This window comes from Pseudomonas sp. CM25 (assembly GCF_013179705.1).
Classification (GTDB): Bacteria; Pseudomonadota; Gammaproteobacteria; order Pseudomonadales; family Pseudomonadaceae; genus Aquipseudomonas.
In genome coordinates this window covers 1-19,279 of record NZ_JABMCW010000078.1, presented here as the reverse complement: position 1 = coordinate 19,279, position 19,279 = coordinate 1, and the positions used below count along the sequence as shown (strand labels likewise).

The window sequence follows — 19,279 nt, the reverse complement described above, 5'->3', positions numbered from 1 at the left end:
GGTGTTCAACCGTTCACTTAGAGCCTTTCAGGAGTGACGGTCATGCCCCGTGGAGACAAAGACAAATACACCGAGAAGCAAAAACGCAAAGCTGAACACATCGAAGAAAGCTATGAGCACAAAGGCGTTTCCAAAGATGAAGCAGAGTCCCGCGCTTGGGCCACTGTCAACAAACACTCCGGTGGCGGAGAGAAAAAGGGCGGTTCGGGCAAGCAGACGCCGGCGAGCGAGAAGAAAACAGCGCGCTCCGATTCGGCCAGGCGCGCAGCTAAAACCCGAGAGGGCCACCCACGCACATCGGGATCTTCGCTGCAAACCCAGACCAAGGAAAGCCTGATGAAGGAAGCCTGCATCAAAAACATCAAGGGGCGCTCGAGCATGTCCAAGGCGCAATTGATAGACGCGCTGCAAAAACACGGCTGAATCGCCAGCAGAGATTGCTGCAAGGAGTTTGCATGACGGGCGCCGTTCGCTCACCGTGGTGAAAGCATGCAGTAAATTGCCTGCTTGAACGGGTTGTTGCGCGGGGCCTTCCATTTGCCCGGTCCAAGCGTCCCGTGCCAGCTTGCGATCTAGCAGCGCAGGAAAGAAGAGCGTGCCTATTTAATTACAAGGCTCCAGCGCGTCGATGAGAGAGGGCACTGATCAGCCCACGCCAACGACCCGAGCTGATCAGCCATGCCAGTGTGAAGCCAGGTCAGCATGCTGACCTGGCCTCGGTCACGCGAGGTTATTCACTCTTGCGACCACCACCGTGGCTGTGCTGGCCGCCAACGCGGCCGGCTTCGGATGCACGTTCACGGTCATTGGCGAAATTGCCGCCTGAAGCTTGCCCCCCTTTGCGCCCGGCCTCGGACGCCTTCTCCCGATCATTTGCGAAATTGCCTGGGTTGTTTTGAGCAGTGCCGCCTTGATTGCCACGGTTACTTTGATTGTTAGCCATGATCTTTCACCTCATGTCAGCACACAGGAAAGTCTGTGTTCAACTAGGACGGTAGGCGCGGCGCGATTGTCTCGGGTGATGTGGACATTTGCCGATGAGTTGCACTAAAGATAAAGTCGGCAATGTGTTGCGCTCAAAAGCTTTGGCATAAAGGTATTAGACAACGTCAACACGCTATTGGCTTGAACCTGCGCGGTGAGGAACCAGTCCATCGTAATATGAGAATGGTGAAAGGAGGTGGGCATGTCCAAGCCAGGCAAGCTCAGATCAAGAGCAACAGTGTTGTGCTTTCGCGGGGCCAGGGTATTGCTGGTGCGCCGCAAATCGCGCAAATGGAATTTTCCAGGGGGCGGCCTCAAGCCGCACGAGGCCCCGTTGAATGCAGCCATTCGCGAACTCCAAGAGGAAACTGGCATTTGCCGGGAGCGCCTGGTCCCGCTGTGTACCCTTCGTGCGGGCGATATTGTTCATCACATCTTCACGATGCAGATCAATGAGCGAGACCACCCTGAGCCGCAAAACGAGATCGTGGCGTGTAAATGGGTACAGCGCGACAAATTGGCACCGTCCCTGCTCAAGCCCGCTGCTGCCGCACTGCTGGCACGAGAGCTACCGGCACTGATCGCCTGACACGGCTCAAGGACTTGAGCGGCTGTTGGCATCGTTTGGCGTCGGGGACGCGGCAGGGCTATGCACATGCTGGCCGGTCGGGTCAGTGAGCTGAATGATTGTGCCATGCTCCCAGCCGTTGGCTGCGGGGTCGACAGGGGGGATCGGTATATCCGCTCGTTGGGCCTTGCTCCTGCGAGTATCCAGCTGCAGTCGCTGGTTACGTTGCCGAACCATGGCTGGGTCGGCCTGCCCATCTGCGGTGAACCCCATCATCAATTGCGGCACACCCAAGGGCAGGCGCTTGTCCTGATCGGTATGCCAGGTATGCCAGGTCTTGCCATACGTATGGGCCAGCCGCGCCATCAAAGCGTGTTCGGCGCTTGCAGGGATGTTGGGTGCGCTCAACTGCCCGGATGACACTTCATAACCGTGGCTGTGCCACATGGCCTTTTCAGCAGCAGGCAGTTTGGCGAACAGGCTGGCATCGATGATGTACTCCACGCCCATGATCTTCGCGTCTTTGGTGGTGCCATCGTAGATCACGCATTGAATGACATCCTCGTTGAGGACAGCGCAGTAATGATGAGCCTCCATTTGTGCGTCTGGCTGGCCATTATAGAAATGAAACCCGTTGAGGTAGGCATTGAGGGCATCGATCGGGGGCTTGGCCTGAAGCAACCCAGCGCCTGCTTCAAGCAGCTGGGTGCCAGCGGTTTCCGGCCTTCCAGGTGCCTCTACGGGGGACTGCGTGGCGACACTGCTGCAGCCCCAGACAAACAGGCTGCAGGCAACAGGAAGGACAGCGCGGAAGGCTTGGATTGCGTGCATGAGACGTGTTCCAGGGCAGTGCGCGTCTCGCCGGGCCGAGACGCGTGAGAGTCAATGGGCGTTATCGTTCAGTGCGGTTGCGCAGCAGTGCGCAGGCGCAGGCGCCCACCAGCAACGACACGGCGACACCCACTAATACGGGTGCTTTTTGCTGGCCTTCACGCCATCCGCCATGTACCTGGCGCTCGCCGCTTGGCGGGGCGAACAGGTTTCCCGATGAAACACCGGCGGCGGGGCTGCGGCTCAATCCGAGACGCGCCAGCCAGCCTGCCATATGGCCAAGCCGTGGAACGATATAGCTGGCCAGGTGCGCTACGCGGGCTGCGCTTCCCACCGTCGTGGAAGCCCTCGGTGTGATCGCACAGTTCACCATCGCCTTGGCTACGCGCTCGGGGTCATAGATTGGCCCTGGCGGCTTGAGTGCATGGCCGGTGTAGTTGCCACCGTCACGAAACCCCGGGGTATCCATCACGGCGGGGTAGATATCGCAGACATGAATATCTGCAAACTCGGCGAGCTCGCCGCGCAGGGCTTCGGTCAGGCCACGCAAGCCAAACTTGCTGGCGGAATAAGCAGCCGCATAGGGTTGAGCGACCCAGCTTCCCAGCGACAAGGTATTGATCAAGATGCCGCTTCGCTGCGCCTTGAAGTAAGGCAAGGCTACGTAGGCGCCGCGCAAGTAGCCGATCAGATCGGTCTGAATCACTTGCTCGTGGGCTTCAAGGGGTGTTTGGTCGAAACGCCCCACGGCACCCACACCTGCATTGTTGATCCATATATCGATGCGGCCTTTGCCGAATTCGGCGGCGCGCGCTGCCAACGCCTGCATATCCGCGCTTCGGGTAACGTCGGTGGTCACCGCAACGGCATCGGTACCGCACTCGGTGCATTCATCGAGTACTTCGAACAGGGCGTTTTCATCGCGTGCAGCGAGGACCAGGCGTGCCCCTTTGCAGGCAAACGCATGCGCTGCAGCGCGGCCGATGCCACTGGATGCACCGGTGATAACCACCACTTTTCCACGCAGTGGTCCCGTGAACGTTTTGCCGTTTGGCTCGCTCAAGGGTTGATCAGCCTCCGGCAATTCATCGTCCACACTGGAAGCAGGCACATCAGCCTCGATTCGCGACAGTTCGAGTGACGTCCCGTCGACCAGCTTCAACGTGAGGTTTTCAATGCGACCGGCAACCCGATCGGGGAAAACCGGTTCACTCTCGGCATCCAGGCTGTCATAGATGAACCGCTGCCCGTCGAGCCAGCCAACGGCGTTCAGCAGTTCGGGCCCCAGATAATACTTGCCGTCCAGAAAAAAGCCTGCAAATTGATGCGCACGTTCAACGTTCTCGACGCAATAGCGTTCCCCTGGCTTCATACCCGTTGCTTTATCGATCATGGCTGACACCTCTGCCTGGCTTCAATGGGTTATGGCGTGGGCATTGCCCAAGCGCATCAGCCATCGGATTGCTCTTCGGGGGGCACCTGATCGTCAGGCCAATCGGGAGCCTGTTGGCCAGGGTCGGGCTTGGGCGCGGGTTCACCTGGGTTCTCAGGGACATCATCGACATACGGGTCGTGTTCGTTGGGGGCTACCATGGGGTGGCTCCTATGCAGTAGGTTTGCCTTCCATTAGGCAGCCGTTATGCCCTGGCTGTTCCATCTGATTGTTCGGCAATTCAACGGTTGCCGACCTCCACGGTGGGCATGTGCAACGCGCAGGCCACCGGTTGTCATTTTTACCGATCGTTCTTCTTGGTCGGGCAGTCAATGGAAAGACTCCCTGGTGATGGTGACTGAATGGACCCAATTTCTGACAATGATCTGTCGACGCGCAGCCACGTGGTCCGGCAACTGATTGTCGTGTTTACCGGCCTGTTGATGGTGGTACTGATTGTCGGGTTGGGGGCTCTCTACCGGATTGCCGGGTCACTTGATCAACGCGAAATGGCGCAAAGCCGTTTTCATGCTGAGTCTGCAATGGCCCAGCTACAAAAAAATGAGCGCAGCTATGTCCTTACCCACGCCATCTGGCAATCTGCATTTGACCATCTAGGCCGCGGGGTGGATGTGCAGTGGGCTTATGATGAAGATAACGTTGGCCCCACGCTGTTTACCGCTGACGGTTATGTGGGCGTGTTCGTACTCGATGATGACGGCAGCCGCTACGCCATGGTCGATGGCCAATTGAGCGATGCATCATTCGCCCACTACAGCCCCCAGGCTGACCTGATCCTCAGCCAGGCGCGGCAGGTTGCTGCCAAGCAACAAGCCACTTCAGGCTATTTCCAGTTTGGTGGGCAGCCGGCACTGTATACGGCTGCGGTCATCCAGCCGCCCTCGATGCCACATCATCTACCGGCGCCCAGTGCGGTACTGGTATTTGTCCGGCGTCTCGATGCCAGCCTGCTCGAGCCCTTGGGCCGTGCTGCTGGCCTGTCTGGCTTTGCCGTCTCGGATCGCATGGCCGCCGACGGGGCGAAGGGTAGGCTGGCGCTGGAAGGCAGTGGTCATACGCTGACGTGGCACATCGAACGCCCGGGCAGTGAGCTGGTGTCCACCGTGGTGCCTGCGCTGGCCTTGGCGGGAGTGCTCATTGGCTTATTGATGACGCTGTTTGCCCGTTATGCCATCCGCGCCAGCACGGGCATGGACCGCAGCCATGAACAACTCGCGGCGTCCAAAGCGGCGCTCGAGACCAGCGAGGAGCGGTTTAGGGCTGTGGCCGAAGCGTCATCCGACTGGATCTGGGAAACCGATGCCGACTTGCACCTGAGCTATCTGTCGGCGCGGTTCGCTGAACTCACCGGGCACAAGGCAGACGCTTGGCTGCATCGACCGATTACCGAGCTGCTCGATTGCGACACCGCGCAGCTTGAAAACTGGCTGCACGGCCTGGCTGCCAGCCACGCTACGGGCAGCTTGCGCTGCCAGTATCATGATTACCTGGGGCAGCAGCGTATTTGCCGCATTGCGGCACGGGCAAGTTTCGATCGTGGTGTCTGCAAAGGGTTTCGTGGCACCAGCAGCGATATCACCGACGAGGTTGCCGCCCATGCACAGATACAACACCTGTCGCTTCACGACGCCCTCGGGGTTGCCAAACCGCAACAAGCTCTTTCGATTCCTGGAACAAGCGGGGCAAGGCGCTGTGCCCCAAGCCATCGCGCTGATCTTGCTGGACCTCGACAATTTCAAGCCCATCAATGACAGCTTGGGCCACCCGGCCGGTGACGCTGTGCTGATCGAAGTGGCGAGGCGCCTGGGTGAGATAACGCGCGACACTGACTTGGTAGCACGTTTGGGGGGCGACGAATTCATCATCGTGCTCTCGCGCCCCGGGCAGCGCGTCGACATGGACCGCTTTTGTGCTCGCGTCGTGGAGTCGTTGCAACAACCCATACTGGCTGAGGGCCATTCCGTGCAGGTCGGGGTCAGCCTGGGTGTGGCACTCTCAGCGGAGTACCCGGGGACCCCCAGTGACCTGATCCGATACGCAGACATTGCGCTGTACAGCGCCAAGTCTGCTGGCAAACACACCTGGCGTTATTTCTCTGCGCAGATGAACGAGGCGCTGCTGGAAAAGCGCGTGCTTGAACGCGAATTGCGCGAAGGCATTGGCCGTGATGAGCTCGTATTGCATTTCCAGCCGCGCTACAAGGTCGATGGCACAACGGTCGCCTCGGTAGAAGCGCTGGTGCGTTGGCAGCATCCGCGTCAAGGTTTGTTACGCCCTGATCGCTTTATTGCGTTGGCCGAGGAATCCGACCTGATCGTGCAGTTGGGCAACTGGGTGATCCACGACGCTTGCGCCAAGGCCAAGGCCTGGCCAGTGGCAATCATGGTCTCGGTCAACATGTCACCCGCGCAGTTCAGCCGTAGTGAGTGGTACGTGATGTCGCCGAGGCGCTGCGCCAGGCAGGGTTGCCTGCCCACCGCCTGGAACAGGAGATCACCGAAAACGTGATGCTCAATGACCTCGAGGGGGCCTTGCAGACCATGAACGCGCTGAAGGAGCTGGGCGTTCGGCTGAACATGGATGACTTCGGCACCGGTTACTCTTCGCTGGGCTATCTGCGAACTTACCCGTTCGACAGCATCAAGATCGACAAACGTTTCGTTCAATCCTTAGGTAAGAGCGTGAGTGACCGCAGCGTGGTTCAGGCCATCATCAATCTGGGCAATGCCATGGGCATGACGGTAACCGCCGAGGGCGTTGAAACTGCCGAGCAACTGGCCCTGCTCAGCGATGATCAGTGCCATGAAGTACAAGGTTTCCTGCTCAGCAAACCGGTCGACAACGACGCCCTGATACGGCTCATGCTTACTCGACAGCCGAGCGCTGAAATGCCCACCGATTAATAAAGCTACGGCTTATCTTGCCCGAATATTTTGTGCTCAATACCTTCGAGCGTTTCGTCAGGGATCGCAAAATTTCTTTCACCTACAAGCCATTGCTGCAGGTCATTAGTGAACACAGAACATCCTGTGTTAACGACATGAGGTGAAAGATCATGGCTAACAACCAAGACAACGACCGTAGCAACCAGGGCGGCAACGCCAACACCAACCCAGGCAACTTTGCCAATGACCGGGAAAAAGCATCCGAAGCAGGTCATAAAGGTGGCCAGATGTCGGGCGGCAATTTCAAGAACGATCCTGAACGTGCATCCGAAGCGGGTCACAAAGGTGGTCAAGCATCAGGCGGCAACTTCAAGAACGACCCTGAGCGTGCATCCGAAGCAGGCCAGAAAGGTGGCCAGGCCTCCGGTGGCAATTTTGCCAACGACCCGGAAAAAGCCTCGGAAGCAGGCCGCAAAGGCGGCCAGCACAGCCATGGCGGCGGGCGCAAGAGCGATGACAATCGCTGATCACCGTTGAATCGACCGGGGCGGCTCTGGCCGCCCCGGCGAGCTGATGAGGATTTTGCCAATGTTCATGCACAACAAGCGATTGCAATATACCGTGCGGGTCGCCGAGCCCAACTCTGGGCTGGCCAACCTGCTGCTGGAACAATTCGGTGGCCCGCAGGGCGAACTGGCTGCGGCCATGCGCTACTTTACTCAGGCGGTGACGGAGGACGACCCAGGGCGCAAGGACATGCTGTTCGACATTGCCACGGAAGAGTTGAGCCACTTGGAGATTATTGGCTCGATCGTGGTCATGCTCAACAAGGGGGCCAAGGGGCGCCTGGCCGAGGGGGCTGAAGCGGAAGGTGAGCTGTATCGCTCGCTGACCGGCGCCGGCAACGACTCGCATATCACCAGCTTGCTGTATGGCGGTGGTGCGGCCCTGGTGAACTCTGGCGGCATCCCCTGGACGGCCGCCTACATAGACACCATCGGCGAACCTACTGCCGACCTGCGTTCAAACATTGCCGCCGAGGCCAGGGCGAAGATCGTTTACGAGCGACTGATCAATGTCACCGATGACCCCGGTATCAAGGATGCCCTCGGCTTTTTGATGAGCCGGGAAATCGCCCACCAGATGTCGTTCGAAAAGGCCCTGCACTCGATTCAACCGAACTTCCCGCAGGGCAAGCTGCCCGGTGATCCGGCCTTCAACCGCACCTACTTCAATATGTCTCATGGGGCAGAAATGCGGGGGTCGTGGAATGAGGGACCGGATTGGAATTACGTCGACCAGCCCGAACCTGCCGTGGATGGCGGCGATGGCATGGCAAGTGTGCAGCTTGACCAGGCTTCGGCTGCGGCTGCCGATGCCATGAAAGTCAGAACTCAGTCCAATCCCGAAGCACAACCCTTGACCGGCGCTGAACTGGGCAAGGTCAACGGCGACCAGCCGGCCTGAAAATACCCGCAGCGGAGGGTGTCCGCTGCGGGCCTCATTCTAGCGTTTAGCCTCGGTGTCCGGGTTGGCAGACCGGGCCAGGAACGCACGGGTAATTTCCGGAAGGTGGTCCTTGAGCCACTGAGCCATCGCTTCTTCTTCCTTGAGTATGGACCTGCAGGCTTGCGCGGTGGCGGTGTCACCGGCCGCTTCGGCCGCCTCTATCAATACCGTGTACGACGCGATCTCCATGTTTTCGAATACATAGCCAGACATGGCGCCCTTGACCACTTCATCGCTCATGACCATGCCACCGACAGCCTGGCCGAACGCCATGAGCTTGCCGGCAAGGTCCTTGAGCGTGGAAGTGCTACCCCCCAATCGCTCGATGCACCCGAGCAGCAGGCGTTGTTGCCCTTGGGTTTCTTCGATGTGCTGAACGATACGCCCCTTGAGCTCGGGGTAATGTTCGAGACGTTCGGCCTGGCCCTTGAGCATGCTCTCGGCCTGTTGCTCCATGGCATGTGCGTCGCGCAGCCAGTCCAGCAGATTGTCTTGTACCGTTGCCATTTCAAGTACCTCGCTTCCAGTAATGGGTACAGTTGGGAAAACGCCAGTGCTGTAACGATCGATTGAAACGACAGATGGCACCCAAAGCATCAAGCTAGAGCCAGTCGTCAGCCCTGCTGAACGCCAACGCTCAAGCCTGGATCAACCCAATGAGTCGTCCCCGTCTGCAAGCCTCGGAGAACCCAGCGATGGCCAAGTATTTGTATTTGATCAGCTACATCCTCGACAACCAGCCCGGCACTTGCGAGTTCCGCAGTGACGAAGAAGACCTTAGCCGCGAGGCTGCGCGCGAGTACCTGCAAGGTTTGCACCGCAACGAAGCGTCCTCTTTCACGGACGTACAAGTGCAGCGGCAGGAGCACGATCATGAACCGGGCACTTCGCCCGGCCATTATCAACAGCCTTGAGTCAGGCCGTGGGCAAGGGGGGCGAGATGCCCCTCATGCCCTTGTTCAAGCGCCTCTGAGGCCTCGCCCCTCACGGCCTTGCCCCAACCGGTTGGCTTCCTCTGGCAAGGCGGTGACTTTGATTGCGCGTACCGGCACGGCGAATTTGGCCCCTATCGTGGAGAAGCGCTCCAGGAGCCGAAAATTGATGGCCTGTTGAATATCCATGTACAGGTTGTAGCCTGGGTCCTTGACGATATAGACACATTCGAACTCCAGCGCTTCCTTGCCGAAGCCGCGCAGATGTGCGCGGTCGAAGCGTACCTGCTGTTGGTCTTTGATGGCTTCTTCGACGATGGCCGGCGCTTTTTTCACCGCCTCGGTAGGCGTGTCATAAGAGAGGCCGAATTCAAACACGATCCGCCGTTCTTGCAGGCGCTTGTAGTTCTGGATCGTGCTGCTGATCATGCTGGCGTTGGCCATCACGATCTGCTCGCCACCGAGGCTACGGATGCGCGTGGTCTTGAGGCCAACGTGCTCGACGGTGCCAGCCAGCGGCCCGATGACGATGAAGTCGCCGACCTCGAAGGGCTTGTCCACCGCAATCGACAGCGAGGCGAACAGATCGCCGAGGATGTTTTGCACGGCCAAGGCTACCGCGATGCCGCCCACGCCCAGACTGGCGACAAAAGCGGTGATGTTCACCCCCAGGTTCGACAGCATTGCCAGAAGCACCACGGACCATAGCAGCACCCGCGCGCCCCAGGCCGAAAGGGTGGCCAAGGCACTGCCTTGGTTCAGGCCGGTAGCATTATGGCGGGCGAAATAGCGGCTCAACCCCAGGCCAATGGCGCGGTTGGCCCACAGGCCGATCTGCAATGCGGCAACCACGAACCACAGGCTGCTGACCCGAGTCAGCCAGCGTTCTGGCAGGTCGAGCATACTCAGGCCCACCAGCAACGAGGCGAGGAACAGCAAAAAGTTGCTGGTACCTGACATTACTTTGGCCAGTACCTGGCTCAACGCGCCATCGTGCTCGGACCAGCGCCGGACCCGGTGCAACAGAAAACTGATGGCAGCGCGGGCCACCAGAAACGTGAGCAGTGCCACGCACAGTGCTACAAGCACATTGAGAATGGAGATACCGAATACGGTGGTGTCGGTGAACAATGCAATGAGTCGATCATTCATTGGCGGTTAGCCTCCTTGGTTGCCCTGGATTGATAAGCAGGTCACTGTGCTTGGACGTCAATGAGGCGCCGAATGTCGATCGGATTTCACAAACCCAGCATGTTGTAATGCACGTAGTACATGATCCACAGCGAGAGCCCCACCAGCAGTACGATGATCACGGCCGTAAACACCAGTGCTACCAAGCTCCAGCGTTGCTCGCGTGCGGTAGTCAGGTGCAGGAAGAACACCATGTGCACGAGGATCTGGATCACTGCGCAGGTCAATATCAGCAAGAAGGTGATACTGCGCGGGAGGCTGGGATACAGGGCCAGAGCGAACGGAATCAGCGTCAACAATGCGGCCAGCACGAAGCCGATGTTGTAAGTCTTGTGGCTGGATTGGCTGGCCCCGGCGCTGCTGTGAACCTGGCTTTCGCTGCTCATCAGATCACCCCGAACAGGTAGACGACGGTAAAGACGCATACCCACACGATGTCGAGAAAGTGCCAGAACAGGCTGAGGCAACTAAGGCGTGTGGAGTTGACGCAGCACAGGCCGCGCTGTTGCACTTGAATCATCAGCAGGGCCATCCACACCAAGCCAACCAGCACATGCAGGCCATGGGTGCCGACCAGCGTGAAGAACCCGGTGAGGAATGCACTGCGTTGCGGGCCGTAGCCTTCGGCGATCAAGTGATGGAACTCGTTGATCTCCATGGCGATGAACCCCAGGCCTAGCACAAAGGTGATGCCCAGCCACTGCAGCACTCGACGTTTGTCTTTGCGATGGTTGGCCAGCATGGCGTAGCCATACGTAATGCTGCTGAACAGCAAGAGAAAAGTTTCTGCAAGCACGTAGGGCAGTTCGAAGATGTCCGCTGCGCTGGGCCCACCGGCCACCGCCTGGCCCAGGACGGCATAAGTGGCGAACAACGTGGCGAACAAAATGCAGTCGGTCATCAGGTAAATCCAGAAGCCGAACAGGCTCAGAGAGCCGGCATCTTCATACCCTTGCTCCTGCTGATGGGCAGACTCATTCAGAACGATATGCGACATGGTTCAGGCCTCCGCCATCAGTTGGCGCCGTTCGGTTTCTACGCGCTCGACTTCCTCGGCCGTGACGTAGTACTCGGTATGCTGGTCGTAGCTACGTACGACCAAGGCTGCGACTGTGGCAAGCAGGCTGGTAATCACCAGCCACCAGATGTGCCACACCAAGGCGAAGCCCAGGACGGTGCTGAGCACGCCGATCACCACGCCCAGGCTGGTGTTGCAGGGCATGTGAATCTTGCGGAAATCCGCCTCGATCAGTGTCTTGACGCCACGCTCCTTCATTCCCCAGTACGCGTCGATACCGTGGACCACCGGCTGCTCGGCGAAGTTGTAGAACGGCGGCGGCGACGCGGTAGCCCATTCCAGTGTGCGTCCGTCCCACGGGTCACCGGTGTGGTCGCGGTTTTCGTGGCGCTTGCGAATGCTCACGACCAGTTGCATGACTTGGCAGGCCACGCCACAGAGAATGATCAGCACACCAACCATTTCCAGTAACAGGAAGGGGCGCCATTCCGGCACGTTGAAGTGGTTCAGGCGCCGGGTCATGCCCATGAAGCCGAGGAAGTAGGAGGGCATGAAGGCAAAGTAGAAGCCTGCCAGCCAGCACCAGAACGCGGCGCGGCCCAACGGGTCATAGAGCTTGAAACCAAAAGCCTTGGGGAACCAGTAGGTGAGGCCGCAGAGGTAACCGAATACTGCTCCCCCAATAATTACGTTATGGAAATGCGCAATCAGAAACAGGCTGTTGTGCAGCAAGAAGTCCGCGCCCGGCACGGCCAGCAGTACACCGGTCATACCGCCAATGCTGAAGGTGACGATGAAACCTACGGTCCACAGCATCGGCGTTTCAAAACGTACTCGACCGCGGTACATGGTAAATAGCCAAGTGAAGATTTTTACCCCGGTGGGCACGGCAATGATCATGGTCATGATGCCGAAGAAGGCGTTCACGTTGGGCCCTGCGCCCATGGTGAAGAAGTGGTGCACCCAGACGATGAACGACAGCACGGTGATCACGATGGTCGCCCACACCAGTGAGTGGTAGCCGAACAGGCGCTTGCGTGAAAACGTCGACGCCACTTCCGAGAAGATGCCGAAGGCCGGCAGAATCAGAATGTAAACCTCCGGGTGACCCCAGGCCCAGATGAGGTTGATGTACATCATCGGGTTGCCGCCCATCTCGTTGGTAAAGAAATGCATGCCCAAGTAGCGGTCCAGGCTAAGCATGAACAAGGTGGCGGTAAGGATCGGAAAGGCTGCCAGAATCAGGATCGACGTGCACAGCACCGTCCAGGTGAATACCGGCATGCGAAACAGTGTCATGCCGGTCGTGCGCATTTTGAGAACAGTGACGAAGAAGTTCAGCCCCGTCAGCAACGTGCCTATGCCGGATATTTGCAGTGACCAGATGTAATAATCGACCCCCACCCCAGGGCTGTAACCGATGCCCGACAGCGGCGGGTAGGCGACCCAGCCGGTGCGGGCGAACTCACCAATGCCCAGCGAGATATTCACCAGCAAGGCGCCCGAGACGAACAGCCAGAAGCTCACTGCGTTGAGGAACGGATAAGCCACGTCACGCGCGCCGATCTGCAGCGGCACCACGATGTTCATCAGGCCGACCACGAACGGCATGGCCATGAAAAAAATCATGATCACGCCATGGGCGGTGAAAATCTGGTCGTAGTGTTCCGGCGGCAGATAGCCGGGTGAGCCATCCGATGCCATCGCTTGCTGCGTGCGCATCATCAACGCGTCGGCGAAACCGCGCAGCAACATCACCAGGGCGACAACGATATACATCACACCGATGCGTTTGTGATCGACCGAGGTGAACCACTCCTTCCAAAGGTACGTCCATTTGCGCTTGTAGGTGATGGCCCCGACCCCGCCAATGCCGATCAGACCGACCACGGCGAGGGTGTACATGATGATGGGCTCGTCGAGGGGGATGGCGTCCCAGCTCAATTTTCCGAACATGTGCGTTACTCCTTGCTGCCTTGCGGCGTTTCACCTTGCGGGTCGCTCAAACGCCGCTCGACCTCGCGAGAACGGTTGACGCCCTGGTACTTGTCGATGAGTGACTGGAACAGCTGAGGGGTGACCGCAGCGTAATGCTCCACCGGGTGGGCGACGCTCGGTTTGGCCAGCCGGGCATAGCCGTCCGGGTCGAGCTGACGTTCTGAGCTGCGTACCTTGGCGACCCAGGCATCGAAGCCAGCCTGGTCGAGCGCCAGCGCCTTGAAGTGCATGTCGGAAAACCCCGGGCCGTTGTAGTTGGCGGCGATTCCGGTGTAGGTGCCTGGGTGATTGGCGATCAGGTGCAGCTGGGTCTGCATGCCGGCCATGGCGTAGATCTGGCCGCCCAGCGCGGGGATGAAGAACGAAGTAATGGCGCCATCGGCGGTCACGCGAAAGTCCACGGGCGTATCAACGGGCATTGCCAGTTCATTGACGGAGGCGATGCCCAGCTCGGGGTAGACGAACAGCCACTTCCAATCGGTGGCGATCACCTGCACTTTGACCGGGGGCTTGTCGGATTCGAGTGGTCGATAAGGGTCTAGGGCATGGGTAGAACGCCAGGTCACGATACCGAGCACGATGATGATGACCAGGGGCACACCCCACACCACCGCTTCGATGACCCGAGAATGGCTCCACTCCGGGGTGTAGCGGGCCTTTTCGTTGGAGGACCGGTAGTGCACCGAGAAGACCAACGCCATGATCATCACCGGGACCACCACGATCAGCATCAGCAGCGTGGCCAGGATGATCAGGTTGCGTTGTTCCGACCCCACCTGGCCTTTTGGGTTGAACAACACCATGTCGCAGCCCGCCAACTGCAGCGTGACGAACCCCAGCAGCATCAACCCGAGTAGCCGGGCGCCCTTCGTGAATCCCTTTGCCATGTCCTTGTCCCGTAATTGTTGCCGAATGTTTTGGCTTGTTCAGTTAGAAGAATGAACACGGCAGGAAGGTTGTCTGGAATTCATGTATTGACGACGAATGGCGGTTGTACAGAAAGAAGGTTTTGTACAACCAAGCCGGCTGTCTGACGTTGTTGATTGTTTTCGACTGATGAGCGGTGAGAACGATCTACCGGCTACACCATCGGCGAGGGCAGACAAATGAAAAAAAGAGGCGAGACCTACCGACAATGGTATGACCCGATCCTGCACCATCAGACCCACGAAGAAGCCCTTGATAACGGCACCTGCCTGGAGGTGCAGGCACGGTTGTCACGCACAGGTGCCACGCAATTGTTCATCGGTGTCTATCGCGCAGACGGTTCACTGATTTGCGAGCGGGCATACTCGCAACGTGCCGGCGAAACCGTGAGTCGCGCACTGGTATGGGGGGTTGGTTATGCCAGACGGGTTGCGGTAGAGGGCAAGATGAATACATCGTCATTACGGCCTACGGCGCGGCGTTGGCCAACCCGCTGATGCGTCGGGCCTGTTGGCCGTTGAGGCAAACGGAACAAACTTTTTGCCTGCCTTCGGGTTCTTCTGAATGACTTCAACAGTATGAGGAAATCCCAATGAAGCGCACCGATGACAACACAGGCGACAAGGTCCCTCAGCCGCTTGCTTCTGAACAGGCGCAACGCGGCGAACAGGTGCCAGGCCCGGTGCTCAAACAGCCGGAGCCGGAAACCGAGGCGGTGGACAAAGTCATAACGCCTACCTCGATCAAGGAGCAGGCGCAACAGACCCAGCACATCAAACAGCGTCTGGCTGAGGTCGAGGAAAAGAAACAGTCCTGATCGCCATTACCTGGGACCGGGTGTCTAGCCCGGCTTCATGGCGAGCTTCGCGAAGGCATAGCGCCTTCGCGATCGCAATGCGAAACGCGTAATGACCAGTCAGTCAAAATTTCTGAATTTTTTTTGCTTTCGCCCGCTCCATTAGCCGGAACAATGGAGGAGAGTCCCATGGCAGGACCGCAACTGTATGTAATCGAATATGAGCTACATGGAGAATTCCGCACCTTCATCATCCGGCTTGAGTGTATGGACAACGCTGAAGCCTGGCACTGGGCGAGCTGCGATGCGGGGGTAGGTATCATTCCCAGGTTTGGTCAGCACAAGATAAAGAAGGTCAGCCGGCCCATGGCGGAGCGTTACGGTATTGCCAATGTACGTTGGCGGCCATCAGGGCAAGGGCCCGAATTTGTCGCGCTGCCTATCGATGTCAAGAAATTCTCTAACAGCGGCACAAGCAGCGCCTGAGGCGTTGCTTGCTGGCAGGCAAGGCCAGGGTCGTCGCCCTGGCTATTTCAAAAGACAGAGGTAGCCCCATGGAAATCATGCCGCTGCTAGAAGCCTTGTTACTGGCCCGCGGCCCAGGCGGCCAAGAAGATGAAGTGCGGGCGGTATGTCGCGATGCGCTTGGGGCGTACTGCGACGATGTGCATACCGACAACGCCGGCAACCTGCTCGGGGTGATCCGCGCCGCTGGCGATGCCAAGCCCGACGCGTCGATCAAGGTCATGGCTCACCTGGACGAAATTGCCATGATCGTAAAGAACGTCAGGCCGGACGGCACGCTCGAAGTGCTGGCACTCGGCGGCGCGCAGCCAATCAGCTTTGGCGTCTGCCCTGTGGACATCCTGGGTGATCGACAGATGCTTCCCGGCGTCCTGTCTTTCGGGTCGATGCACAGCAGTGGGCAGACCGCCAGCGGGCGTGACGTGTTGGCTGGAGCGGTGCAGTGGTCTGACCTCCATGTGGTCACGCGCAAACCCAAGAAGGCGTTGGAGGCAGTCGGCGTACGGCCAGGTACGCGGGTGGTGCTGAGCCGCCATTGGCGGCAACCGTTCAAGGTCCACGACAGCATTGCGGCGCATTTTCTTGACGATCGCGCGCCCTTGGCTGCGGTGATCCATTGTGCTCATCAGCTACAGCTAAGGCGCAGCGAATTGCGCCAGGATGTGTGGTTCGTATTGACGACGTTGGAGGAAGAATCCAACGCGGGCGCTATGTATGCGGCGTCCAGGCTGCCGGGCGATACCACCATTGCCGTCGAGGTCGGTCCGGTGCTGGAGGAGTACGGAACCAGGCTGTCTGCCGACCCGATCATCAACACGGGTGACCAGAAGGGCTATTACTCCCGCCAAGTGGTACAGGCCCTGATCGCGGCCACGCACCGGGCTGGTTACACCCCCCAAGTCGCACTGCTGGTTGATTTTGCGTCCGATGCAAGCGCGGTGCTCAGTACCGGTACGGACGCCCGAGCCGGCTGCATCGCCATACCCACAGAAAACACCCATGGTTTCGAGATGGTGGTGCAGGAAGGCATTAACGCCTGTGCAAGCAGCCTGCTGGAATACCTGCTGCAACCAGAGCAGATCATTCCTGAGGTATGATCGAGATCTTGCCATTGCGCTCGACGATGGCGAATTTGATTTGCTCGACGGTTTCGATGCCTTGGCTGTCGCGTGCAGATTCGAGGATATCGTCCTCGGTCAGCCGTGCTCGGCGCATGCGTTGGTGAAGAAAGCGTCCCTGTTCGACCACCAGCGTTGCATGGCCGTCGAGCAGACGTGCCAAAGGTCTGGAATTCAACTTGGCCAACGACAGACCTACATCCAGCACAATCAGCGTGGCAATCACCAGAACAGCATTGGTAAAGGAAAAGTCCTCACCCAGCAACGCCTGCTGAGTCGCTTCGCCAATGATCAACAACAGCACGAAGTCGAACGTGGTCAGGTCGGCCAACGAGCGCCTGCCAGCCACACGAAACAGCAACATCAGGACAACGTACATGCCTGCCGCACGAAGGATGGAATCCATGTCACGCTCCTAGGGGTACAGGAAGGTAGTGAAATTTACCGCGCTGCTCGGGTCTGCTCTGACACTGCCTTCAAGGGTGCCGACATACTCGCTGCGCAGCGTCAGGTAGAGGGTGGCCACACCGTCTTCGCTGGTGCCAAGTTCCAGCAGCAGTGCCTCGCCATGAGACCGCGACACCTGCGGCTCGGGCTGCAGGGTCTCGATACTGGCCTCCTGCAGCAAGGTTCCGCCCAGCAGCAGTATGACCGGCTTCCCGGGGGGGCCGCGAACTGTGATTCGCATTTTATCGGTACTGCCTGTACGGCTGAGCCGCTGATACTCGACCCGTACACGGCCGTCGCTACTCACGGCCTGGGCGTCACTGAGCGGACCATTGCCAAACAATCCGGCCAGGGCAAGCAACACGATCATCACCAGCGAGTACCATCCAACCCGCTCGAAGCGCCATACACGGCGCTGCATGGGCATGTCTTCCTCGACCGGGTGATGCCTTGAGATCAGCTCGTCTTCGCTCACGGCCTTAGCCCTCAGGCGCGCTCACCGCGCAGCCAGCGTTGATGGTAATGCTCCAGGTGTGACAACCCGAACAATGCCCCCTGGCGGATGATGTCTGCGCGGTCACCAAAGAAACGCTGCGTCCGGGTGAAAACGGCATGTGGCTCGCCGGCGAAGGCCCAGGCAAAGCAGACAGTGCCCGGTGCAATGCCGTCTTGCGGCTCCGGCCCTGCGACACCGGTGCTGGCGATGGCAACTGTGGCGTCGCTGTCCTTCAACGCACCCAATGCCATTTCCCAGGCCACAGCCTCGCTAGTAAGCCCGTAGCGTTCAATGGTTTGTTGGCTAACGCCTAAAAGCCTTCTTTTGGCGCTGGGCGAATAAACGACGTAACCGCTTTCAAGTACTTCGCCGGTACCCGGTACTGCCGCCAGCAATGAGACCATGGCGCCAGCTGTGCATGATTCGGCAGTCGTCAGGACCAGATTGTGAGTCCTTAGGTAGTAAAGCGCCTCGAATACTGGATCTTTAGACATAGCGGGCCATCCGAGTGCTGTTTTGCGATGGACGTGTTGCGGGCAAAGTTGGTTCAGTGTGCGTGGCGTCCATTCATCTACGCCGGATAAAGCTGCCTGAACTTTGAACGGCACGCAGGCTTCCCTTTTATACGAGGCCATGATTTTCGTGGCCTGTCATTTGGAATAGGAGAGGCGGTCATGACCGAGCCTGTGACGTATTTCTGGATCGCCGTGGCGGTGATCATTCTACTTGTCGATCTGTGGGCCATTGTCAGTGTCTTTCGCAGTGACAAAGCCGATGCGACCAAAGCGCTGTGGGCGCTGTTACTACTGGCACTGCCCATCGTCGGCCTGGCTATCTGGGGCATCATGGGGCCGCGTGGCATCAAGCGCGGGACGGGACCGTCATCCCCCGAACATAGTAAGGGGTGAAGCCAAACAGACGGCTTCGCAATGCGTTGTGTCTCAGCCAAATTTCACGAAAGAGGCTAATATTCGCAGGGAAACTAGCCTGGGCATGGTAATGGACAAGCGTACTTTCGTAGGAATGGTTGAGGCCGGCGAGCCGCTGATCCAGCAGGCAGTGGACGCATTCCGTGCCTACCACGAGGCTCAGGATTGTAGCGCTCCACCAGAGGAGGTTGAACGGCTCCGCCTGTTGGCTGAATCTCTGTTCCAGGCGGTCTCCGACTACCAGTTCCGGGTCATAGCCAAGGCTCGTGGCAAGGATTTGCCACCATTGCACTGACCTGCTGATCGGCAATTCCCCGTACCAGGTTTCGCCTATAAGATACTGTATTTTTGTACAGTTTCGGTACCCTATGTATTTCCTCCTCGTTCGCCGCCGCGTGATCGGCGTGGCCATCCCCACCAGTCAGCTCAGGAAGATCACGCCGCTCCGGGCAGACATCCACATCGGCGACAATCACAGTGAGCCACTGGGCCGGGTCGCTACTCAGGCCTGGGTATTCAACCCGACCCATGGGCCTGACGTGATACCCCGGCTGCACGATGCCAAGGTCAACGGCATGGCACAACTCGGCATGAACATAAACGGCATCGAGGAGATCGGCGGCGTGGTGTACGCGCAGTCGTGGTGGTGCAAGGCAGAATGATGAGCCGACT

Annotated in this window: 24 protein-coding genes and 2 pseudogenes; 13 read left to right on the top strand and 13 right to left on the bottom strand. The window is 58.7% G+C overall.

Annotation, left to right across the window (positions count from 1 at the left end; genetic code table 11):
- Positions 1-42: 42 nt before the first annotated feature.
- Complete coding sequence (locus tag HP546_RS11210; RefSeq protein WP_172224500.1) at positions 43-423, top strand: termination factor Rho; 381 nt, start codon at positions 43-45, stop codon at positions 421-423.
- Positions 424-730: 307 nt separating this feature from the next.
- On the opposite strand, the pseudogene HP546_RS11205 reads toward HP546_RS11210, so the two are convergent.
- Positions 731-919: pseudogene (locus tag HP546_RS11205) on the bottom strand (general stress protein); the annotation flags it as partial.
- Between the two features lie 267 nt (positions 920-1,186).
- On the opposite strand from HP546_RS11205, the gene HP546_RS11200 reads away from it, so the two are divergent.
- Positions 1,187-1,573: an NUDIX domain-containing protein gene (locus HP546_RS11200; protein WP_064492746.1), complete on the top strand. Its 387-nt coding sequence runs from the start codon at positions 1,187-1,189 to the stop codon at positions 1,571-1,573.
- A gap of 6 nt (positions 1,574-1,579) precedes the next feature.
- Here the strand turns inward: HP546_RS11200 and HP546_RS11195 are convergent, their stop codons facing one another.
- The 3 genes from HP546_RS11195 to HP546_RS11185 form a co-directional block, all read right to left on the bottom strand.
- A complete protein-coding gene (locus tag HP546_RS11195; RefSeq protein WP_172224497.1) occupies positions 1,580-2,383 on the bottom strand; it encodes an OBAP family protein in 804 nt (267 codons plus the stop codon).
- A 61-nt stretch (positions 2,384-2,444) separates the two neighbouring features.
- Complete coding sequence (locus tag HP546_RS11190) at positions 2,445-3,776, bottom strand: SDR family oxidoreductase (protein WP_172224494.1); 1,332 nt, start codon at positions 3,774-3,776, stop codon at positions 2,445-2,447.
- A 56-nt stretch (positions 3,777-3,832) separates the two neighbouring features.
- Positions 3,833-3,976, bottom strand: a complete 144-nt coding sequence (locus HP546_RS11185) for a hypothetical protein (RefSeq protein WP_172224491.1) — start codon at positions 3,974-3,976, stop codon at positions 3,833-3,835.
- Positions 3,977-4,177: 201 nt separating this feature from the next.
- Here HP546_RS11185 and HP546_RS11180 point away from each other — a divergent pair.
- The 3 genes and pseudogenes from HP546_RS11180 to HP546_RS11170 all read left to right on the top strand — a co-directional run bounded on the left by HP546_RS11180 (position 4,178) and on the right by HP546_RS11170 (position 8,188).
- Positions 4,178-6,739, top strand: a pseudogene (locus HP546_RS11180) (EAL domain-containing protein).
- 152 nt (positions 6,740-6,891) lie between these two features.
- Positions 6,892-7,248, top strand: coding sequence for a general stress protein (locus tag HP546_RS11175; protein WP_172224488.1), 357 nt, complete (start codon positions 6,892-6,894; stop codon positions 7,246-7,248).
- Positions 7,249-7,309: 61 nt separating this feature from the next.
- Positions 7,310-8,188 carry a manganese catalase family protein gene (locus tag HP546_RS11170; protein WP_172224485.1) on the top strand — a complete coding sequence of 293 codons (879 nt, stop codon included), beginning with the start codon at positions 7,310-7,312 and terminating at the stop codon, positions 8,186-8,188.
- Positions 8,189-8,227: 39 nt separating this feature from the next.
- Here the strand turns inward: HP546_RS11170 and HP546_RS11165 are convergent, their stop codons facing one another.
- Positions 8,228-8,737, bottom strand: coding sequence for a ferritin-like domain-containing protein (locus HP546_RS11165; RefSeq protein WP_172224482.1), 510 nt, complete (start codon positions 8,735-8,737; stop codon positions 8,228-8,230).
- A gap of 188 nt (positions 8,738-8,925) precedes the next feature.
- On the opposite strand from HP546_RS11165, the gene HP546_RS11160 reads away from it, so the two are divergent.
- A complete protein-coding gene (locus HP546_RS11160) occupies positions 8,926-9,144 on the top strand; it encodes a hypothetical protein (RefSeq protein ID WP_172224509.1) in 219 nt (72 codons plus the stop codon).
- 45 nt (positions 9,145-9,189) lie between these two features.
- Here HP546_RS11160 and HP546_RS11155 read toward each other — a convergent pair whose 3' ends face one another.
- From HP546_RS11155 to cyoA, 5 genes are all read right to left on the bottom strand, one after another.
- The gene (locus tag HP546_RS11155) at positions 9,190-10,314 is read right to left on the bottom strand and encodes a mechanosensitive ion channel family protein (RefSeq protein ID WP_172224479.1); all 1,125 of its coding nucleotides are present in this window, start codon (positions 10,312-10,314) and stop codon (positions 9,190-9,192) included.
- A gap of 86 nt (positions 10,315-10,400) precedes the next feature.
- Entirely contained in the window at positions 10,401-10,739 is a 339-nt protein-coding gene (cyoD, locus tag HP546_RS11150) for a cytochrome o ubiquinol oxidase subunit IV (protein WP_172224476.1), read from the bottom strand.
- On the bottom strand, positions 10,739-11,350 hold the full coding sequence (cyoC, locus tag HP546_RS11145) for a cytochrome o ubiquinol oxidase subunit III (protein ID WP_172224473.1): 612 nt from the start codon (positions 11,348-11,350) through the stop codon (positions 10,739-10,741). Before cyoC ends, cyoD begins: the two co-directional genes overlap by 1 nt.
- Positions 11,351-11,353: 3 nt before the next feature.
- Positions 11,354-13,327, bottom strand: a complete 1,974-nt coding sequence (cyoB, locus tag HP546_RS11140) for a cytochrome o ubiquinol oxidase subunit I (RefSeq protein WP_172224470.1) — start codon at positions 13,325-13,327, stop codon at positions 11,354-11,356.
- A 5-nt stretch (positions 13,328-13,332) separates the two neighbouring features.
- The gene (cyoA, locus tag HP546_RS11135) at positions 13,333-14,256 is read right to left on the bottom strand and encodes a ubiquinol oxidase subunit II (protein ID WP_372242425.1); all 924 of its coding nucleotides are present in this window, start codon (positions 14,254-14,256) and stop codon (positions 13,333-13,335) included.
- A 219-nt stretch (positions 14,257-14,475) separates the two neighbouring features.
- On the opposite strand from cyoA, the gene HP546_RS11130 reads away from it, so the two are divergent.
- From HP546_RS11130 to HP546_RS11115, 4 genes are all read left to right on the top strand, one after another.
- Positions 14,476-14,793 carry a hypothetical protein gene (locus HP546_RS11130; RefSeq protein ID WP_172224467.1) on the top strand — a complete coding sequence of 106 codons (318 nt, stop codon included), beginning with the start codon at positions 14,476-14,478 and terminating at the stop codon, positions 14,791-14,793.
- A gap of 95 nt (positions 14,794-14,888) precedes the next feature.
- A complete protein-coding gene (locus HP546_RS11125) occupies positions 14,889-15,113 on the top strand; it encodes a hypothetical protein (protein ID WP_064492742.1) in 225 nt (74 codons plus the stop codon).
- 168 nt (positions 15,114-15,281) lie between these two features.
- Positions 15,282-15,578: a DUF6555 family protein gene (locus HP546_RS11120; RefSeq protein ID WP_064492741.1), complete on the top strand. Its 297-nt coding sequence runs from the start codon at positions 15,282-15,284 to the stop codon at positions 15,576-15,578.
- Between the two features lie 68 nt (positions 15,579-15,646).
- A complete protein-coding gene (locus tag HP546_RS11115) occupies positions 15,647-16,714 on the top strand; it encodes a peptidase M42 (protein ID WP_064492740.1) in 1,068 nt (355 codons plus the stop codon).
- Here HP546_RS11115 and HP546_RS11110 read toward each other — a convergent pair.
- The 3 genes from HP546_RS11110 to HP546_RS11100 form a co-directional block, all read right to left on the bottom strand.
- Positions 16,698-17,141 (bottom strand): DUF421 domain-containing protein, encoded by a 444-nt coding sequence (locus HP546_RS11110; protein WP_064492739.1) that lies wholly within the window; start codon positions 17,139-17,141, stop codon positions 16,698-16,700. The genes HP546_RS11115 and HP546_RS11110 overlap by 17 nt on opposite strands.
- Positions 17,142-17,150: 9 nt before the next feature.
- Entirely contained in the window at positions 17,151-17,603 is a 453-nt protein-coding gene (locus tag HP546_RS11105) for a hypothetical protein (RefSeq protein ID WP_172224503.1), read from the bottom strand.
- 65 nt (positions 17,604-17,668) lie between these two features.
- A complete protein-coding gene (locus HP546_RS11100) occupies positions 17,669-18,172 on the bottom strand; it encodes a CinA family protein (RefSeq protein WP_064492738.1) in 504 nt (167 codons plus the stop codon).
- Between the two features lie 180 nt (positions 18,173-18,352).
- On the opposite strand from HP546_RS11100, the gene HP546_RS11095 reads away from it, so the two are divergent.
- The 3 genes from HP546_RS11095 to HP546_RS11085 all read left to right on the top strand — a co-directional run bounded on the left by HP546_RS11095 (position 18,353) and on the right by HP546_RS11085 (position 19,269).
- Positions 18,353-18,586, top strand: coding sequence for a PLDc N-terminal domain-containing protein (locus HP546_RS11095; RefSeq protein WP_064492737.1), 234 nt, complete (start codon positions 18,353-18,355; stop codon positions 18,584-18,586).
- 91 nt (positions 18,587-18,677) lie between these two features.
- Positions 18,678-18,902 (top strand): hypothetical protein, encoded by a 225-nt coding sequence (locus tag HP546_RS11090; protein ID WP_064492789.1) that lies wholly within the window; start codon positions 18,678-18,680, stop codon positions 18,900-18,902.
- 73 nt (positions 18,903-18,975) lie between these two features.
- A complete protein-coding gene (locus HP546_RS11085; protein ID WP_172224464.1) occupies positions 18,976-19,269 on the top strand; it encodes a hypothetical protein in 294 nt (97 codons plus the stop codon).
- Positions 19,270-19,279: the final 10 nt, after the last annotated feature.

Excerpts from the sequence above, each read along its gene's own strand:
- HP546_RS11195 (WP_172224497.1), bottom strand. The coding sequence starts at position 2,383 with ATGCACGCAATCCAAGCCTTCCGCGCTGTCCTTCCTGTTGCCTGCAGC.
- HP546_RS11210 (WP_172224500.1), top strand. The coding sequence starts at position 43 with ATGCCCCGTGGAGACAAAGACAAATACACCGAGAAGCAAAAACGCAAA.
- HP546_RS11190 (WP_172224494.1), bottom strand. The coding sequence starts at position 3,776 with ATGATCGATAAAGCAACGGGTATGAAGCCAGGGGAACGCTATTGCGTC.
- cyoD (WP_172224476.1), bottom strand. The coding sequence starts at position 10,739 with ATGAGCAGCGAAAGCCAGGTTCACAGCAGCGCCGGGGCCAGCCAATCC.
- HP546_RS11160 (WP_172224509.1), top strand. The coding sequence starts at position 8,926 with ATGGCCAAGTATTTGTATTTGATCAGCTACATCCTCGACAACCAGCCC.
- cyoA (WP_372242425.1), bottom strand. The coding sequence starts at position 14,256 with ATGGCAAAGGGATTCACGAAGGGCGCCCGGCTACTCGGGTTGATGCTG.
- HP546_RS11100 (WP_064492738.1), bottom strand. The coding sequence starts at position 18,172 with ATGTCTAAAGATCCAGTATTCGAGGCGCTTTACTACCTAAGGACTCAC.
- HP546_RS11090 (WP_064492789.1), top strand. The coding sequence starts at position 18,678 with ATGGACAAGCGTACTTTCGTAGGAATGGTTGAGGCCGGCGAGCCGCTG.
- HP546_RS11085 (WP_172224464.1), top strand. The coding sequence starts at position 18,976 with ATGTATTTCCTCCTCGTTCGCCGCCGCGTGATCGGCGTGGCCATCCCC.
- HP546_RS11115 (WP_064492740.1), top strand. The coding sequence starts at position 15,647 with ATGGAAATCATGCCGCTGCTAGAAGCCTTGTTACTGGCCCGCGGCCCA.
- HP546_RS11175 (WP_172224488.1), top strand. The coding sequence starts at position 6,892 with ATGGCTAACAACCAAGACAACGACCGTAGCAACCAGGGCGGCAACGCC.
- HP546_RS11110 (WP_064492739.1), bottom strand. The coding sequence starts at position 17,141 with ATGGATTCCATCCTTCGTGCGGCAGGCATGTACGTTGTCCTGATGTTG.
- cyoB (WP_172224470.1), bottom strand. The coding sequence starts at position 13,327 with ATGTTCGGAAAATTGAGCTGGGACGCCATCCCCCTCGACGAGCCCATC.
- HP546_RS11130 (WP_172224467.1), top strand. The coding sequence starts at position 14,476 with ATGAAAAAAAGAGGCGAGACCTACCGACAATGGTATGACCCGATCCTG.
- HP546_RS11125 (WP_064492742.1), top strand. The coding sequence starts at position 14,889 with ATGAAGCGCACCGATGACAACACAGGCGACAAGGTCCCTCAGCCGCTT.
- HP546_RS11165 (WP_172224482.1), bottom strand. The coding sequence starts at position 8,737 with ATGGCAACGGTACAAGACAATCTGCTGGACTGGCTGCGCGACGCACAT.
- HP546_RS11155 (WP_172224479.1), bottom strand. The coding sequence starts at position 10,314 with ATGAATGATCGACTCATTGCATTGTTCACCGACACCACCGTATTCGGT.
- HP546_RS11095 (WP_064492737.1), top strand. The coding sequence starts at position 18,353 with ATGACCGAGCCTGTGACGTATTTCTGGATCGCCGTGGCGGTGATCATT.
- HP546_RS11120 (WP_064492741.1), top strand. The coding sequence starts at position 15,282 with ATGGCAGGACCGCAACTGTATGTAATCGAATATGAGCTACATGGAGAA.
- cyoC (WP_172224473.1), bottom strand. The coding sequence starts at position 11,350 with ATGTCGCATATCGTTCTGAATGAGTCTGCCCATCAGCAGGAGCAAGGG.
- HP546_RS11105 (WP_172224503.1), bottom strand. The coding sequence starts at position 17,603 with ATGCAGCGCCGTGTATGGCGCTTCGAGCGGGTTGGATGGTACTCGCTG.
- HP546_RS11200 (WP_064492746.1), top strand. The coding sequence starts at position 1,187 with ATGTCCAAGCCAGGCAAGCTCAGATCAAGAGCAACAGTGTTGTGCTTT.
- HP546_RS11170 (WP_172224485.1), top strand. The coding sequence starts at position 7,310 with ATGTTCATGCACAACAAGCGATTGCAATATACCGTGCGGGTCGCCGAG.
- HP546_RS11185 (WP_172224491.1), bottom strand. The coding sequence starts at position 3,976 with ATGGTAGCCCCCAACGAACACGACCCGTATGTCGATGATGTCCCTGAG.